General features: G+C 76.1%; 17 protein-coding genes. 3 read left to right on the top strand and 14 right to left on the bottom strand.

Annotated elements, in window-relative coordinates:
• Positions 1-31: 31 nt before the first annotated feature.
• From hisG to rpe, 7 genes are read right to left on the bottom strand one after another with little or no spacing between them, the layout of a single operon-like run.
• Entirely contained in the window at positions 32-898 is an 867-nt protein-coding gene (hisG, locus tag ACI79H_RS15295; protein WP_456555260.1) for an ATP phosphoribosyltransferase, read from the bottom strand.
• A gap of 35 nt (positions 899-933) precedes the next feature.
• Complete coding sequence (locus ACI79H_RS15290) at positions 934-1,197, bottom strand: phosphoribosyl-ATP diphosphatase (protein WP_456555259.1); 264 nt, start codon at positions 1,195-1,197, stop codon at positions 934-936.
• A complete protein-coding gene (ribH, locus tag ACI79H_RS15285) occupies positions 1,194-1,715 on the bottom strand; it encodes a 6,7-dimethyl-8-ribityllumazine synthase (RefSeq protein WP_456555258.1) in 522 nt (173 codons plus the stop codon). Before ribH ends, ACI79H_RS15290 begins: the two co-directional genes overlap by 4 nt.
• A complete protein-coding gene (locus tag ACI79H_RS15280) occupies positions 1,712-3,025 on the bottom strand; it encodes a bifunctional 3,4-dihydroxy-2-butanone-4-phosphate synthase/GTP cyclohydrolase II (protein WP_456555257.1) in 1,314 nt (437 codons plus the stop codon). The genes ribH and ACI79H_RS15280 overlap by 4 nt, the downstream gene beginning before the upstream one ends.
• Positions 3,022-3,630 (bottom strand): riboflavin synthase, encoded by a 609-nt coding sequence (locus ACI79H_RS15275; RefSeq protein ID WP_456555256.1) that lies wholly within the window; start codon positions 3,628-3,630, stop codon positions 3,022-3,024. The genes ACI79H_RS15280 and ACI79H_RS15275 overlap by 4 nt, the downstream gene beginning before the upstream one ends.
• A 1-nt stretch (position 3,631) precedes the next feature.
• A complete protein-coding gene (gene ribD, locus ACI79H_RS15270) occupies positions 3,632-4,693 on the bottom strand; it encodes a bifunctional diaminohydroxyphosphoribosylaminopyrimidine deaminase/5-amino-6-(5-phosphoribosylamino)uracil reductase RibD (RefSeq protein ID WP_456555255.1) in 1,062 nt (353 codons plus the stop codon).
• Positions 4,690-5,361, bottom strand: a complete 672-nt coding sequence (rpe, locus tag ACI79H_RS15265; protein ID WP_456555254.1) for a ribulose-phosphate 3-epimerase — start codon at positions 5,359-5,361, stop codon at positions 4,690-4,692. The genes ribD and rpe overlap by 4 nt, the downstream gene beginning before the upstream one ends.
• A 63-nt stretch (positions 5,362-5,424) precedes the next feature.
• Here rpe and ACI79H_RS15260 point away from each other — a divergent pair, with 63 nt between their 5' ends.
• The 3 genes from ACI79H_RS15260 to ACI79H_RS15250 are packed head-to-tail and all read left to right on the top strand — an operon-like array spanning position 5,425 to position 7,973.
• Positions 5,425-5,688 (top strand): hypothetical protein, encoded by a 264-nt coding sequence (locus ACI79H_RS15260; RefSeq protein ID WP_456555253.1) that lies wholly within the window; start codon positions 5,425-5,427, stop codon positions 5,686-5,688.
• A 39-nt stretch (positions 5,689-5,727) separates the two neighbouring features.
• Entirely contained in the window at positions 5,728-7,287 is a 1,560-nt protein-coding gene (locus ACI79H_RS15255) for a DUF222 domain-containing protein (RefSeq protein ID WP_456555252.1), read from the top strand.
• Between the two features lie 29 nt (positions 7,288-7,316).
• A complete protein-coding gene (locus tag ACI79H_RS15250; RefSeq protein WP_456555251.1) occupies positions 7,317-7,973 on the top strand; it encodes a cyclase family protein in 657 nt (218 codons plus the stop codon).
• Here the strand turns inward: ACI79H_RS15250 and ACI79H_RS15245 are convergent.
• The 7 genes from ACI79H_RS15245 to metK are packed head-to-tail and all read right to left on the bottom strand — an operon-like array spanning position 7,970 to position 15,285.
• A complete protein-coding gene (locus tag ACI79H_RS15245) occupies positions 7,970-8,479 on the bottom strand; it encodes a GNAT family N-acetyltransferase (protein WP_456555250.1) in 510 nt (169 codons plus the stop codon). The two genes, ACI79H_RS15250 and ACI79H_RS15245, sit on opposite strands and share 4 nt — an antisense overlap.
• Before the next feature lie 31 nt (positions 8,480-8,510).
• Complete coding sequence (locus tag ACI79H_RS15240; protein ID WP_456555249.1) at positions 8,511-9,881, bottom strand: RsmB/NOP family class I SAM-dependent RNA methyltransferase; 1,371 nt, start codon at positions 9,879-9,881, stop codon at positions 8,511-8,513.
• Positions 9,878-10,870 (bottom strand): methionyl-tRNA formyltransferase, encoded by a 993-nt coding sequence (fmt, locus tag ACI79H_RS15235; protein WP_456555248.1) that lies wholly within the window; start codon positions 10,868-10,870, stop codon positions 9,878-9,880. The genes ACI79H_RS15240 and fmt overlap by 4 nt, the downstream gene beginning before the upstream one ends.
• Positions 10,807-11,352: a peptide deformylase gene (def, locus tag ACI79H_RS15230; protein WP_456555247.1), complete on the bottom strand. Its 546-nt coding sequence runs from the start codon at positions 11,350-11,352 to the stop codon at positions 10,807-10,809. Before def ends, fmt begins: the two co-directional genes overlap by 64 nt.
• Positions 11,349-12,074: an aspartate/glutamate racemase family protein gene (locus ACI79H_RS15225; RefSeq protein ID WP_456555246.1), complete on the bottom strand. Its 726-nt coding sequence runs from the start codon at positions 12,072-12,074 to the stop codon at positions 11,349-11,351. The genes def and ACI79H_RS15225 overlap by 4 nt, the downstream gene beginning before the upstream one ends.
• A gap of 7 nt (positions 12,075-12,081) precedes the next feature.
• Positions 12,082-14,037 (bottom strand): primosomal protein N', encoded by a 1,956-nt coding sequence (locus ACI79H_RS15220; RefSeq protein ID WP_456555245.1) that lies wholly within the window; start codon positions 14,035-14,037, stop codon positions 12,082-12,084.
• A 54-nt stretch (positions 14,038-14,091) separates the two neighbouring features.
• On the bottom strand, positions 14,092-15,285 hold the full coding sequence (metK, locus tag ACI79H_RS15215) for a methionine adenosyltransferase (RefSeq protein WP_456555244.1): 1,194 nt from the start codon (positions 15,283-15,285) through the stop codon (positions 14,092-14,094).
• Between the last annotated feature and the right edge of the window lie 41 nt (positions 15,286-15,326).

The following is a 15,326-nucleotide window of genomic DNA, read 5'->3' as shown; positions in this document are numbered from 1 at the left end:
CTGACGCGCGGGGACGCCGGGAGGTTCCGGCTCAGAGCCGGGAGGCATGGATGCTGGTGACCAGGATGGCTCGCGCGCCGAGTTCGTACAGCTCGTCCATGACCTGGTTGGTCTGGCTGCGGCGGACCATGGCGCGGACCGCCGACCAGCCGGCCCGCTGCAGGGGGCTGACCGTCGGCCCCTCGATGCCCGGGGTCAGCTCGGTGGCGCGGGCGAGCAGGTCGTCCGGGCAGTCGTAGTCGAGCATCACGTACTGCCGGGCGACCAGCACGCCCTGCAGGCGGCGGCGCAGCTGCGCGACCGCCCCGATCTCCTCGGCGCCCTCGCGGCCGACCAGGATGGCCTCGCTGGCCAGCACCGGCTCACCGATGATGTGCAGCCCCGCGGCCCGCAGCGTCGTCCCGGTCTCCACGACGTCGCAGACGGCGTCGGCGACGCCCAGCGCGCACGCGGTCTCGACGGCGCCGTCGAGCTTGACCACGTCGGCCTTGATGCCGGAGTCCTCGAGGTGGCGCTGCAGCAGCACCGGGTAGGCGGTGGCGATCCGCTTGCCGGCGAGCTGGTCGACCGACTCGATGCCCGAGCCGACCGGGGAGGCGAAGCGGAAGGAGGACCGGCCGAAGCCCAGCGGCATGACCTCGACCGCGGTCGGGCCCTCGCCCTCGGCCGGCGCGGTCTCCAGCAGCATGTCGCGGCCGGTGATGCCGACGTCGAGGGTCCCGGCGGCCACGTAGACGGCGATGTCGCGGGGCCGCAGGTAGAAGAACTCGGTGTCGTTGTCCGGGTCGTAGACGACGAGGTCCTTGGTGCTGCGCCGCATCCGGTACCCGCTCTCGGCGAGCATCTCGGCGGCCGGCTCGCTCAGGACGCCCTTGTTGGGCACGGCGATGCGCAGCACGGGAGAGCTCCTCAGGGCGGTGGGTCGGGTCGCGATCAGAGGTGAGCGTAGACGTCGTCCAGGGTCAGACCCCTGGCGAGCATCAGCACCTGCACCCGGTAGAGGAGCTGGCTGATCTCCTCGGCCGTCCGCTCCTCCCCCTCGTGCTCGGCGGCCATCCACGACTCGGCCGCCTCCTCGACGACCTTCTTGCCCGCGGCGTGCACGCCGTCGCGCACGGCGGTGACGGTGCCCGAGGCGGGATCGCCCTCGGCGACCTTGGCCGAGAGCTCGGCGAACAGGGCGTCGAACGTCTTCACGACCGGCCTCCGGCGGGGGTCACGCTGAACCCGGTGGTGCGCTGCGGGGGCCGCAGGTCGCGCAGGGTCAGGGCGGTGGCCAGCGCGGCGATGGTCGCCTCCCAGCCCTTGTCCTCGGCCGAGCCGGGCAGGCCGGCGCGGTCGCGCGCCTGCTCCTCGGTGTCGCAGGTGAGGACGCCGTTGCCCACGGGCGTGGCCGCGTCCAGCGACACCCGGGTCAGCCCGGCGGTCACCGCGTCGCAGACGTACTCGAAGTGCGGCGTCCCCCCGCGGATCACGACGCCGAGGGCGACGACGGCGTCGTGCCGCTCGGCCAGCGCCTGGGCGACGACCGGCAGCTCGACGGCACCCGGGGCGCGGACCACGGTCGGCGCGGTGATGCCGCTGGCCCGGGCCGCCTCGAGGGCGCGGGCCAGCAGACTGTCGGTGAGCTCGGCGTGCCACGTCGTCGCGACGACGCCGAGGGTCAGCCCTGCCGCGTCGACCGGCTCCACGACGGGTGCTCCAGTGCCGCTCACGAGGGCTGCTCGTCGACGCGCAGCGGGACGTTCTCCGGGATCGGGTCGGCGTGCACGGGCTCGCCGGCGACCTCGACCTCCGGCTCGATGATGTCCAGCAGGTGGCCCATGCGGTCGCGCTTGGTGCGCAGGTAGCCCAGGTTCTGCGAGGTGACGTGGCTGGGCAGCGAGACCCGGCCGAGCACCTTGAGGCCGTAGCCCTCCAGCCCGGCGCGCTTGGCCGGGTTGTTGGTCAGCAGCCGCATCGTGTGCACGCCGAGGTCGACCAGGATCTGCGCCCCGGTGCCGTAGTCGCGCGCATCGGCCGGCAGACCCAGGTCGAGGTTGGCGTCGACGGTGTCGGCGCCGAGGTCCTGCAGCTGGTAGGCCTGCAGCTTGTGCAGCAGGCCGATGCCGCGGCCCTCGTGCCCGCGGATGTAGAGCACGATGCCGCGACCCTCCTCGGCCACGGCGGCCAGCGCGGCCTGCAGCTGGGGGCCGCAGTCGCAGCGCAGCGAGCCGAAGACGTCGCCGGTGAGGCACTCGGAGTGCACGCGCACCAGCACGTCCTCGCCGTCGCCGATGTCGCCGTAGACGAAGGCCACGTGCTCGCGCTCGTCGTAGGAGCTGCGGTAGCCGACGGCGGTGAACGTGCCGGGGGTCAGCGGCACGATCGCCTCGGCCACCCGCTCGACCAGCTTGTCGAAGCGCTTGCGGTAGGCGATCAGGTCGGCGATCGACACCATGACGAGGTCGTGCTCGTCGGCGAAGACGCGCAGCTCCTCGCCGCGCGCCATGCCGGTGGGGTCCTTCTCGCTGACGATCTCGCACAGCGTCCCGGAGGGCCGCAGGCCGGCGAGGACGGCGAGGTCCACGGCGGCTTCGGTGTGGCCGGGCCGGCGCAGCACACCGCCGTCCTTGGCCCGCAGCGGGACGATGTGCCCCGGGCGGGAGAGGTCGCGGGAGTTGGTGTCCTCCGCCGCGAGGGTGCGGATCGTGGTCGCCCGGTCGGCGGCGGAGATGCCGGTGGTGACGCCCTCGCGGGCGTCCACGGTCACGGTGTAGGCGGTGCCGAGGCGGTCCTGGTTCACCCGGTGCATGGGGGGCAGGTCCAGCCGGTCGGCGTCGGCCTCGGTGACGGCGACGCAGATGTAGCCCGAGGTGTAGCGGACCATGAAGGCCACCAGCTCGGGGGTCGCGAGCTCCGAGGCGAAGATCAGGTCGCCCTCGTTCTCGCGGTCCTCGTCGTCGATCACGACGACCGGGCGGCCGTCCTTGATCGCCGCGATGGCGGTCTCGATGCTGTCCAGACGGGTCAAGGGTGTCGTCACCGACGTGCCTCCAGCAGTCGCTCGACGTGCTTGGCGATCACGTCGACCTCCAGGTTGACGGGGTCCCCCGTGGCGCGCGCGCCCAGCGTGGTCTCGCGGAGGGTGGTGGGGATGAGGCTGACCTCGAACCAGGGCTCGGGGTCGGCGGCGGCGCTGACCGCGCTGACGGTCAGGGACACGCCGTCGACGGTGATGGAGCCCTTCTCGACGACGTAGCGCGCCAGGCCGGCGGGCAGCCCGACGCGGACGACCTCCCAGTGCTCGGCCGGGGTGCGGGCGAGGACGGTGCCGACGCCGTCGACGTGGCCCTGCACGATGTGCCCGCCGAGCCGGGTGTTCGGGGTGACGGCCCGCTCGAGGTTGACCCGGCTGCCGGCCTCGACCTTGCCCAGGCTGCTGCGGCGGAGGGTCTCCGCCATGACGTCGGTGCTCCAGACGCCGTCCTCGACGCCGGTGACGGTCAGGCAGACGCCGTCGACGGCGATGGAGTCCCCGAGGGCGACGTCCTCCAGCACGCGGCTGGCGCGGATCTCGAGGCGGGCGGCCTCGGCCTGGTCCTCGCGGACGACGAGCGTGCCCACCTCTTCGACGATCCCGGTGAACATCTCAGCTCCTCCTCCGGACGGACTGTCGTCCCCCAGTGTGCCGGGTGGGCCGCAGGCGGAGCTGCACGTCCCCACCCAGGGGGAGGATCTCGACGGTCTCGAACTCAAGCGCTCCGGTGATCGCGCTGATTCCCAGGTCACCCACCAGGGCGGGCCCGGCACCCAGCAGCTTCGGGGCGAGGTGCACCACGGCCTCGTCGACGAGGCCGGCGCGGAGGAAGGCGGCGGCCAGCGTCGGGCCGCCCTCCAGCAGCACCCGGCGGACGTCGCGGACGAACAAGTCGGCGAGCAGGTCGGCCGGTCCCGCGGCCCGGCTGACCAGGGTGGGCGCGGCGTCGTCGAGCACCCGGGCGTTCTCCGGCAGCCGCCCGCGGCGGTCGACGACCACCCGCAGCGGCTGCCGGCCGGCGTCCCGGCCGTCGGCGTCCCGGACGGTGAGCTGCGGGTCGTCGGTCACCGCCGTCCCGGAGCCGACGACGACGGCGTCGCAGGTGGCCCGCAGGCGGTGGACGGCGGAGCGGGCCTGCTCGCCGGTGATCCACCGGCTGCTGCCGTCGGCGGCGGCCACCCGGCCGTCGAGCGTGGCGGCCACCTTCCAGACCACCTGCGGCCGGTGCTCGCGCACGCCGGTCAGCCAGGGCGCGAGGCTCCCGAGCTCCGCCTCGTCCTGCTCGACGCCGAGCTCGACGTCGATGCCGGCGGCGCGCAGCCGGTCGGCTCCCCCGCCGGCGTTCTCCGTCGGCTCGGGGACGGCGACGACCACGCGGGCGACCCCGGCCGCGATCAGCGCGTCGGCGCACGGCCCGGTGCGGCCGGTGTGCGCGCAGGGCTCGAGCGTGACGACGGCGGTGCCACCGCGCGCCCGTCCCCCCGCGGCCGCCAGCGCCTGCACCTCGGCGTGCGGGCCGCCGGGCGGCTGGGTCGCCCCCTCGCCGGCCACCGTGCCGTCGGCAGCCAGCACGACCGCGCCCACCGCGGGGTTGGGGCTGGTCGTGCCCAGGACCGAGGCGCCCAGGTCGCGGGCGCGGGCCATCGCGCCGAGCTCGGTGCCGGTGACGGTCATCCCGGCATCGCCGCGGCGGCCTGCGCGCGCAGCGCGGCGATGGCCCGGGCGGGGTCGTCGGCGCCGTAGACGGCCGAGCCCGCGACGAACATGTCGACGCCGGCCCCGGCGGCCTGCTCGATGGTGTCGGCGTTGATGCCCCCGTCGATCTCGACGATCAGCGTGAGGTGGCCGGCATCCACCAGCTCGCGGGCCTTGCGCGCCTTGGGGAGCACGTCGGCGATGAAGGACTGGCCGCCGAAGCCGGGCTCGACGCTCATGACCAGCAGCGTGTCGAAGTCGGTCAGCACGTCGAGGTGGTCCTCGAGCGGGGTGCCCGGCTTGATCGCCAGACCGGCGAGCGCACCGGCGGCGCGGATGTCGCGGGCCACCGCACGCGGGTCGGTGCAGGCCTCCGCGTGCACGGTGACGTTGCGGGCGCCCATCTCGGCGTACCCGGGCGCCCAGCGCTCCGGGTTCTCGATCATCAGGTGGCAGTCGAGCGGGACCGGGCTCACCGCCTGGATCGCCTGAGCGACGGGGAGGCCGAGGGTCAGGTTCGGGACGAAGTGCGCGTCCATGACGTCGACGTGCAGCCAGTCGGCGTCGGCGACCCGCGCGACCTCGGCGGCGAGGTTCGCGAAGTCGGCGGAGAGCAGGCTGGGGGCGATCATCGGCTGCCGGGACACGCGGGGAGTCTAGGTGCCGCGGGATCGCGCCCCGACCGCCTGCGAGCGGCCTAGCCTGCGCCCGTGACCGACAGCGCCCGGCCGCCCGCGGGAGAGCTCGGGAACGACGCCACCGCCGAGGCGGCTCGACGCGGTCGCGAGGTCCTCACCCGCCAGGTCGCGACGATGCTCGGATACGCGGCCGGGGCGTCGCTGCTCTGCCTCCGGCCGTGGACCTGGTCGTCGGAGTTCTGGCTGGGGGCGGGGTGCTTCGTGCTCGCCCTCGAGCGGGAGGCCCGCGCCGGCCGCCGCTGGCTGGCAGACCCGCCGGGCCCGCCGCGCGACTGACCTGCGCAAACTGTCGTACCCCGCGCCTAGCGTGGGGTCATGGCATCGAGGGGCGGGGTGGCGGTCGGTGTGACCGTGGTGCCGGTCGATGCCGCGCCGTCGCCGTGGGAGCCGGCCGATCCGGATCCGGCGCCGCGGGTGGAGCGGCTGGGCGAGTGGCTGCCGCGTCGCCGGTCGTCGGCGGAGTCGGCGGGTTTCCTGCAGCAGGTGACGGTGGCCGAGGCGAAGCTGGCGTCGCTGAAGCTGGAGCTCGCCCTGGACATCGCCGCGGCCCGCCCGGTCGGCGACGATGCCCGGCCGGGGCGGGCCGGTGAGGCCGAGCACGGGCCGGCGGGGACCAGTGAGTTCGCCCTGGACGAGCTGGCGCTGATCCTGGGGGTCAGCCGGGCGGCGGCGGTGACGCTGCTGGACCACGCGCACGTGCTGTCCACCCGGCTCCCCCGCACCTGGGCGGCGCTGGCCGGCGGGGCGCTGGACTGGCCGCGTGCCCGGGCGATCGCCGCGGAGCTGGGCCGCCCGGCCGATGACAGCGACCCGGCCGTGGTCGCCGCGGTCGAGGCCGCGGTGCTGCCGGTCGCGGGCGGCCTGTCGGTCCGGGGGCTGCGGGAGCGCGTGCAGCGCGAGCTGGCCGCCCGCGACCAGGCGGCCGCTGACCGGCGCCGGACGCAGGCCCGCCAGGCCGCCGATGTGACGGTCCGGCGGATCGGCAACGGCATGAGCGAGCTGGCCCTGCGGATGCCGCACCCCGAGGCGGTCGCCTGCCGCCGCACCCTGGACGCGCACGCCTGCACCGCCCAGGCCGCCGGTGACCGCCGCCCGGTCGGCGTGCTGCGGGTCGGCGCGGGCCTGGACCTGCTGCTGCGGCCCTGGCAGCAGCAGCCACCGGTGACCGCGCACCTGACCGTCATCGCCCCACTCGACGCGCTCACCGTCGGCGGGTTCCTCGACGGCGGCGCCCCGCTGCCCGCCGCCTACCGCCGGCCGGGAGCCGAAGCGCCGGTCGGCGAGGTGGACGGTGAGCCGATCACCGCCGCCCACCTGCGCGAGCTGCTGGCCCAGCTCGACGCCGTGGGCCCGGGCGGGCTGCGCGCGCCGGCCGGCGGCGCCCTCGACATCGCCCTCACCGACCACCGGGGCCGGCTGCTGGCGGTCACCGGCCAGCGCGAGGTGGAGCGCCTCGCCCGCCGCGGCTGCCCCGACCACCCCCACCAGGCCTGCGGCTGCCCGCTGCTCGGCGCCCCTGAGGCCGTGAACCGCTACACCCCGACGGCCGCGCAGCGCCGCTACCTCACCGCCCGCGACCGCACCTGCCGCCACCCCGGCTGCCACGTCCCCGCCGCACGCGCCGACCTCGACCACGTCGTGCCACACGGAGAGGGCGGCGCCACCGACTGCGCCAACCTCTGCTGCCTGTGCCGCCGCCACCACCGGCTCAAGACCCACGCCCCCGGCTGGACCCACACCCTCGACGACGACGGCACACTCACCGTCCTCACCCCGTCCGGCGTCACCCGGACCAGCCGACCACCGGGACACCGGGTGCTCGCCGAGCCACCGAGTCCCCCGCCCCCACCGGCGGACGACCCACCACCCTTCTGACCTCCACCGCGGTCAGCCATGATCACCGCGTGCGATACGTCGACCTGAGCCACGTCGTCCGGTCCGGGATGGTCACCTACCCCGGCCTGCCCGAGCCCGAGATCGGTCTGCACCTGGCCTTCGACGAGTCGCACGGGACCTACGCCGCGGGCACCGAGTTCCAGATCGGCCGGATCAGCATGGTGGGCAACACCGGCACGTACCTGGACACCCCGGCGCACCGCTACCGGGACGGGCACGACCTCGCCGGTCTCGCCCTGGAGCGCTGCGCCGGCCTGCCCGCGGTGGTCGTGCGCGCCGCCGGGCTCGGCCACGCCCTGGACGCCGGCGCGTTCGCCGGCCTCGACCTGGCCGGGCGGGCCGTGCTCGTGCACACCGGCTGGGACGAGCACTGGGGCACCGAGCGCTACCTCGACGCCGACCACCCGCACCTCACCGAGGACGCCTGCCGGGTCCTGGTGGACGGTGGGGCGGCGCTGGTCGGCATCGACTCGGTCAACATCGACGACACCGTGGGCCGCGCCCGCCCGGCGCACACCGTGCTGCTGGGCGCCGACATCCCCGTGGTCGAGCACCTCACCGGGCTCGGCGGGCTCCCCGACACCGGCGCCGTCTTCACCGCCGTCCCGGTGGCCGTCGAGGGGCTGGCAACCTTCCCGGTGCGGGCCTTCGCGACCGTCGACTAGGCCGCCGCGTCCCGGTCGGGCAGCCCGATCCACTCCGCCCAGGAGAGGTCGCGCCCGACGAAGCGCGGCGGCGCGGGCAGCGGCCACCCCTCCGCCAGCCAGCGGGGCACGAAGTCGTCCAACGCCCGCTCCACATCCGTGCCGACGAGCTCGTCGACCACCCACCAGGACACCTCGGCCCCGACGTCGCCGGCCTTCTCGGGCGGGTCCACGTAGACGCAACCCAGGAGCGCACCCTCGTCCTCGGGCAGCAGCGCGTAGTTGAAGCTCTCGTGCGCCTCGATTTCCCGCTCGTGCCGGGCCAGGTCCGCGCGGTCCTGCTCCGGCGTCATCCCCGCCGGCGGCCAGCCCCACGCGTCGCCGTAGATCGCCCAGAGCCGCTCGCGCGAGCCCATCACCGCGGGGAAGTCGATGCCCACGTCCTCGGCGCGGATCGGGCGCAGGTGGTGCCCCGTCGGCAGGTCGGCGCGCAGCGGGTGGACGAACTCCTCGGGCAGCCAGGCCATGCCCGGCACCGTAGCCGGGCCGGAGCTGGGGTCAGCGGGTTCGACGCAGCAGCGCCATGAACATGGCATCGGTGCCGTGCCGGTGCGGCCACAGCTGCGCGTAGTCCCCGCGCGCGATGCCGGGCACCTCGGGGAACAGCGGCGCGACCGGCAGCACCTCGACGTCGTCGCGCGCGGCGGCGACGTCGACCACGCCGACGGTCTCCTCGGTGTGCGGCGAGCAGGTCACGTACGCGACCACTCCCCCCGGCCGCACCGACGCCAGGGCGCTCGCCAGCAGCTCGACCTGGAGCTCCACCAGCGGGGCGACGTCCTCGGGCGTCCGGCGCCAGCGCACCTCGGGACGGCGGCGCAGCGCGCCCAGGCCCGTGCACGGCGCGTCGAGCAGCACCCGGTCGAACGAACCGGCCTGCCAGGGCGCCTCGCGGCCGTCCGCGGCCAGCACCTCGACGTCGGCCTGGTCCCCCAGCGCCTGGCGCACGAGATCGGCGCGGTGCGGCGCCCGGTCGGCGGCGGTGAGCCGGACCCCGTCGGGGCGCACCGCCGCCAGCAGACCGGCCTTGCCACCCGGCCCCGCGCACATGTCCAGCCACGCCGCGTCGGGCCCCTCCAGCGGCGCCCGGCTCAGCAGCAGCGCGGCCAGCTGGCTGCCCTCGTCCTGCACGGCGGCCCGGCCGGAGCGCACAGCGGCCAGCCGCCCGGGATCGCCCCCCGGCAGCCGCACCGCGTAGGGCGACCACGGCCCGGGCTCGCCGCCGGACTCCGCAGCCAGCTCCTCGCGCGGGATCCGCCGCGCGACCAGGTGCACCTCGGGCGCCGCGTCGTCGGCGAGCAGCGCCGGCTCCAGCTCGCCCCCGCCGCCGAGGGCGTCCCGCCACGCGTCCACGATCCACCGCGGGTGGTCGGTCGCCAGCGCCAGCTGCTGCTCGGCGTCGCCGCCGAGCGCGGCCAACCAGGCCGTGCGGTCACCGCCCGCCGCCACCTTGCGCAGCACCGCGTTGACCAGCCCGGACGCGCCGGTGCCGACGATCGCCCGGGTGAGGTCCACCGTCGTGTCGACCGCCGCGTGCGAGGGCACCCGCAGGTCGATCAGCTGGTAGGCGCCCAGGCGCAGCAGGTCGAGCACCCGCGGGTCGAGCTCGGCCAGCGGGCGGTCGACCAGGCCGGCGAGCACCGCGTCGAGGGTGCCGGTGGCGCGCAGCGTGCCGTAGGCGAGCTGCGTCGCGAAGGCCGCGTCGCGGGTGTCCAGGTCGCGCTCGCGCAGCAGCTGCGGCAGCAGCAGGTTCGCGTAGGCGTCCCGCGACGAGACGCCGTCCAGCACGTCGTAGGCGGTCAGCCGCGCACCGTCCAGCGGACGGCGCCGCCGGGGCCCGCCGGCCGGACGCTTCGGCGGCCGGGTCACGCCTCGCCCAGCCGTTCGCCGGCGGCCGGCCGGGCACCGCGCGCCCAGTCCGCCGCCGGGATCATCCGCTTGCCGGCCGGCTGCACCTCGCCCAGCCGGACGGCGCCGCTGCCGGCGCCGGCCAGGACCTCGCGGCCCTCGACGCGCAGCTCGCCGGGCGAGAGCGCCGGCGCCTCCGGCGCGGGGGTCACCGGGCCCAGCCGCAGCCGGTCACCACGCCACGTCGTCCAGGCTCCCGGCGCGGGCGTGACGCCCCGGACCCGCCGGTCCACCACGTGCGCCGGCAGCGCCCAGTCGACGCGGGCGTCGGCGGGTTCCACCTTCGGCGCCAGGCTGACGCCCTCGGCCGGCTGGGGCCGCGGCTCCAGCGCCCCGGCGGCGATGCCGTCGAGCGTGGCCACGAGCAGCTGCGCGCCACTGACGGCCAGCCGCCCCAGCAGGTCGCCGGCCGTGTCGCGGGGCCCGATCGCCTCGGTGACGGTGCCGAACACCGGACCGGTGTCCAACCCGGCCTCGAGCCGGAACGTGGCAGCACCCGTGATCTCGTCGCCGGCCATGATCGCGTGCTGCACGGGTGCGGCTCCCCGCCAGGCCGGCAGCAGCGAGAAGTGCAGGTTGACCCAGCCGTGCGCCGGCAGGTCGAGGGCGGCCTGCGGGACCAGCGCGCCGTAGGCGACGACCGGCGCGCAGTCCACCGCGAGCCCGGCCAGCTGCTCGAGGAACTCCGGCTCCCGCGGCGAGCGCGGCTGCAGCACCGGGATCCCGGCGGCGTCGGCGCGCTCGGCGACCGGCGAGCGGCCGGTCCTCCGCCCCCGGCCGGAACGGGCGTCGGGACGGGTGAGGACCGCCACCACCTCGTGGTCGGAGGCGAGCAGCGCCTCCAGGGAGGGCACGGCGGGCGCGGGCGTACCCGCGAACAGGAGCTTCAGTGCGGGCTCACCTTCACGACGGGAGGGGGCGCCGGCAGGTACGCGGCGACGCCGGCCCACTCGGCCGCTTCGAGCTCGGCGAGGGCCTGGGTGCGGGCCACCTCGTCGAGCCGGTCGACGAACAGGACGCCGTCGAGGTGGTCGGTCTCGTGCTGGATGGCGCGGGCGAGCAGCTCCGAGCCCTCGATGCGCACCGGGTCGCCGTGCATGTTCCAGCCCGACGCGACCACGTGCAGGTGCCGCCGGCAGTCGTAGCGCAACCCCGGGAGCGACAGGCAGCCCTCGGGGCCGTCCTGCTGCTCCTCGCCCACCGCGGCGACGTCGGGGTTGACCAGGTGGCCGACCTCGCCGTCGACGAACCAGGTGAACACCCGCAGGCCGACGCCGATCTGCGGGGCGGCCAGCCCGGCCCCGCCGGCGGCGTGCATGGTCTCGGTCAGGTCGGCGACCAGCTGCCGCAGCTCGGCGTCGAAGTCGACGACCGGGGCCGCGGGCGTGCGCAGGACGGGGTCGCCGTACAGCCGGATCGGGGTGACGCTCACCCGCCGATCGTAAGCGGGGCCCTCGGCGCGTCGTCGTCGAGCGCAGCCCGCACGGCCGCGGCGACGTGCAGCGCCGTCGTCGGGAAGGTCGGGACGCCGACGTCCCCCGGGCCGATGAGCAGCTCGATCTCGGTGCAGCCGAGGACCACCCCCTGCGCGCCGCGGGCCACCAGCCGGTCGACCACCGCGCGGTAGGCCGCCCGCGACTCCTCCCGGACGACGCCCAGCACCAGCTCCTCGTAGATGACCCGGTGCACCATGTCCCGGTCGTCCAGCTCGGGGACCACGACCTCGAGCCCCGCCGCGATGAGCCGGTCGGCCAGGAACGGCTGCTCCATCGTGTACCGGGTGCCCAGCAGCCCGATCCGGGTCAGCCCGGCGGCGGTGACCGCCTCGGCCGTGCTGTCGCCGATGTGCAGCAGCGGGACGTCCAGCCCGGCGGTGACGGCGTCGGCCACGGTGTGCATGGTGTTGGTGCAGAGCAGCACCAGGTCGGTCCCGGCCGCCTGCAGCGATCGCGCGTCGGCGGCCAGCAGCTCGCCCGCGCGCTGCCAGTCGCCGGTCTCCTGCAGGCGCGCGATCTCCGCGAAGTCGACCGACAGCAGCACGCAGCGCGCCGAGTGCAGCCCGCCCAGCCGCTCCCGCACCGCTTCGTTGAGCAGCCGGTAGTACAGCGCGCTGCTCTCCCAGCTCATCCCGCCCAGCAGGCCGATCGTCCGCATGCGGGCATCACACCAGGTCCAGCGGGTCCAGCTGCACCCGGACGTGCTCGGGCACCTTCCTCGCGCTGCGCACGCCCTGCACCTCGGCCAGGGCGTGCGCCAGGGCGGCGCCGGCGGCGCGGGGCACCCGGACGAGGTAGCGCTCCCGCTCCCCCTCCTCGCCCGGCCGTGGGCGCTCGGGCACCGGGCCGAGCAGGTCGGCGCCATCGGACAGGCGGAGCGCCTCGAGGAACTCGGCGAGCGCCGCCGGTGACCCGGACACCGACGCCATGCGGGTCGCGGGCGGGAAGCCCAGCTCCCGGCGGTCGGCCAGCTCGCGGGCGGCCAGCCACGCCGGGTCCCACCGCACCAGCGCCTGGACGACGGGGTGCCCCGCGTCGGCCGCCACGACCACGTGCCCGCCCGCCGACGCCGGCCGGACCAGCGCGGCGGCGTTCATCCAGCGCCGCAGCGTCTCCTCCCCCGCGCGCAGGTCGGCCCGGCCCAGCAGCGCCCACGAGTCCAGGAGCAGCGCCGCGCCGTACCCGCCCTCGGCGACCGGCTCGGCCCCCGGGGTGGAGACGACGAGTGCCGCCCCGCCCGGCACCGACGCGAGCACGCCCGTCGTGCTGCCGGAGGTGCGCACCGCCGCCCCGGGGAAGGCGCGGGCCAGCTCCTCCGCCGTCCGGGACTCCCCGATCACCGAGGCGCGCAGCTTGGTGCCGTGGCAGTGCGGGCAGTCGAACGTCGCCGCCGGGCGGGCGCACCAGCGGCAGGCGGGGATCCGCGTCCCGCCGGGGCCGGGCCGCGGCGAGATGCCCAGCGGCCCGGCGCAGTGCGCGCAGCGGGCCGGCGCCCGGCAGCGCGCGCAGGCCAGCGAGGGCACGTACCCGCGGCGCGGCACCTGCACGAGCACCGGGGTGTCGGCGGCCAGCGCCCGGCGCGCCGCCTCGTGCGCCAGCGAGGGCAGCCGGGCCGAGCGCGCGGCGGCGTCCCGGGCCAGCTCGAAGTCCTCGCCCAGCGCCTGCACCCGGGGTGCGGCGGCGCGCAGGACGGCCCGCTCGGCGACCAGCTCGTGCGCCCAGCCGGACTCGACCAGCAGCGCCCCCTCGGCGGTGCGGGTGGTGCCGGCCACCACCGCGGCGCAGTCGTCCAGCCACGCCCGCTGCACCAGCACGTCGCGGGCGTGCGGGTAGGGCGCGCGCTCGTCGGCGTGCAGGTCGTCGCCGTCGTCCCAGACGACCACCAGCCCCAGGTCCCGGACCGGCGCGAACATCGCGGCACGGGTGCCCAGCACCACCTGCGCGGCGCCGCGCGAGGCGGCCAGGAAGGCGCGGTACCGCTTCTCCGGTGAGTCGTCGGCGCGCAGCACGGTGAACGAGTGCGCCGGCAGCAGCGCGGCGGCCGCCGCGGCCAGCCGGTCCAGGTCCCGCCCGTCGGGCACCACGACCAGCGCACCCCGTCGTCCCGAGAGCGTCGCGCGGCACAGCTCGACCAGGCGGGTGGGCCAGTCCTCGCCGGGCAGCGCCGTCCACACCGCCCGGGCCGGGCGGCCCTCGGCGAGCGCGTCGAGCAGTGCCGGCCCGGCCGCGTAGCGCGCGAAACCGGCCGGGTCCGGCGGCCCCGGCAGCTCCTCGGGCGTGGGCGTCTCCCGCTTCTCGGCCGCGGCCCGGCGCGGCGGGAGAGCCAGCCTCAGCACGTCGCTCGCCGTCCCGGCGTAGCGGTCGGCGACCGTGCGCACGAGCCGCGCGACCTGCGGGGTGAGCACCGGCTCGCCGGAGGGGACGTGGGACAGCGGCTGGAGCGAGCCGCCGAACTCGGTGGTCTCCCCCAGCTCCCACACCACGCCGTCGACCAGGCGGCCGTGGAAGCGCACGCGCACCCGGCAGCCGGTCCGCACGGTGTCGGCGAGCGTGTCCGGGACGGCGTAGTCGAAAGGCCGGTCGAGGTGCGCCAGGGGCACGTCGACGACGACCCGGGCCACCAGCGGCGTGCGCGGGCGACCCGGGTCGTCGGGTGGAACGGGTGCGTCCAGCTGCTACTGGCCCACGGCCGCGCGCAGGGCGTCGACGCGGTCGAGGCGCTCCCACGGCAGGTCGACGTCGGTGCGGCCGAAGTGGCCGTACGCGGCGGTCGGCGCGTAGATCGGTCGCAGCAGGTCCAGGTCGCGCACGATGGCGCCCGGGCGCAGGTCGAACACCGAGGTGATCGCCTTCTCCAGCACGTCGTCGGCCACGGTGCCGGTGCCGAAGGTCTCGACGAACAGGCCGACCGGGTGCGCGGCGCCGATCGCGTAGGCGACCTGCACCTCGCAGCGCTTGGCCAGGCCGGCGGCGACGACGTTCTTCGCCACCCACCGCATGGCGTAGGCCGCGGAGCGGTCCACCTTCGACGGGTCCTTGCCCGAGAAGGCACCGCCGCCGTGGCGGGCCATGCCGCCGTAGGTGTCGACGATGATCTTGCGGCCGGTCAGCCCGGCGTCGCCCATGGGGCCGCCGATGACGAACTTGCCGGTCGGGTTCACCAGCAGCCGGTAGCCGTCGGTGGGCAGGCCGAGGGCGGCCAGCTCGGGCTCGACGACGAGCTCCTTGATGTCGGGCGCGAGCAGCTGGTCGATCGAGATGTCCTCGGCGTGCTGCGAGGAGACGACCACGGTGTCCACGGCGACCGGGCGGTCGTCCTCGTAGACGACGGTGACCTGGGTCTTGCCGTCGGGGCGCAGGTAGGGCACCGAGCCGTCCTTGCGCACGGCGGACAGCCGGCGCGACAGGCGGTGGGCCAGCGCGATCGGCAGCGGCATGAGCTCGGGGGTCTCGTCGGTGGCGTAGCCGAACATCAGGCCCTGGTCGCCGGCGCCCTGGCGCTCCAACTCGTCCTCGGCCGAGCCGGTGCGCGCCTCGTAGGCGGTGTCGACGCCCTGGGCGATGTCGGGCGACTGGGCGCCGATCGACACGCTGACGCCGCAGGAGGCGCCGTCGAAGCCCTTGCGGGAGGAGTCGTAGCCGATGCGCAGCACCGTCTCGCGCACGATGGCGGCGATGTCGACGTAGCCGGCGGTGGTGACCTCACCGGCGATGTGCACCTGGCCGGTCGTGATCATCGTCTCGACGGCGACCCGGCTCTTCGGGTCCTGCGCGAGCATGGCATCGAGGATCGAGTCGCTGATCTGGTCGGCGATCTTGTCCGGGTGCCCCTCGGTGACCGACTCGGACGTGAAGAGGCGGCGTGGCATGTCGGTACTCCTGGGTCGCTGGTCACGAGACGGCGAGCCGC

The organism is Blastococcus sp. SYSU D01042 (genome assembly GCF_054050515.1).
The sequence above is the reverse complement of the archived record's forward strand: the minus strand, read 5'-3'. Positions and strand labels throughout refer to the sequence as shown.

What these genes read in the sequence shown, in the direction of transcription:
- ACI79H_RS15275 (WP_456555256.1), bottom strand. Translation starts at nt 3,630, where the DNA reads ATGTTCACCGGGATCGTCGAAGAGGTGGGCACGCTCGTCGTCCGCGAG.
- ribD (WP_456555255.1), bottom strand. Translation starts at nt 4,693, where the DNA reads ATGACCGTCACCGGCACCGAGCTCGGCGCGATGGCCCGCGCCCGCGAC.
- ACI79H_RS15255 (WP_456555252.1), top strand. Translation starts at nt 5,728, where the DNA reads ATGGCATCGAGGGGCGGGGTGGCGGTCGGTGTGACCGTGGTGCCGGTC.
- ACI79H_RS15245 (WP_456555250.1), bottom strand. Translation starts at nt 8,479, where the DNA reads ATGGCCTGGCTGCCCGAGGAGTTCGTCCACCCGCTGCGCGCCGACCTG.
- ACI79H_RS15225 (WP_456555246.1), bottom strand. Translation starts at nt 12,074, where the DNA reads ATGCGGACGATCGGCCTGCTGGGCGGGATGAGCTGGGAGAGCAGCGCG.
- metK (WP_456555244.1), bottom strand. Translation starts at nt 15,285, where the DNA reads ATGCCACGCCGCCTCTTCACGTCCGAGTCGGTCACCGAGGGGCACCCG.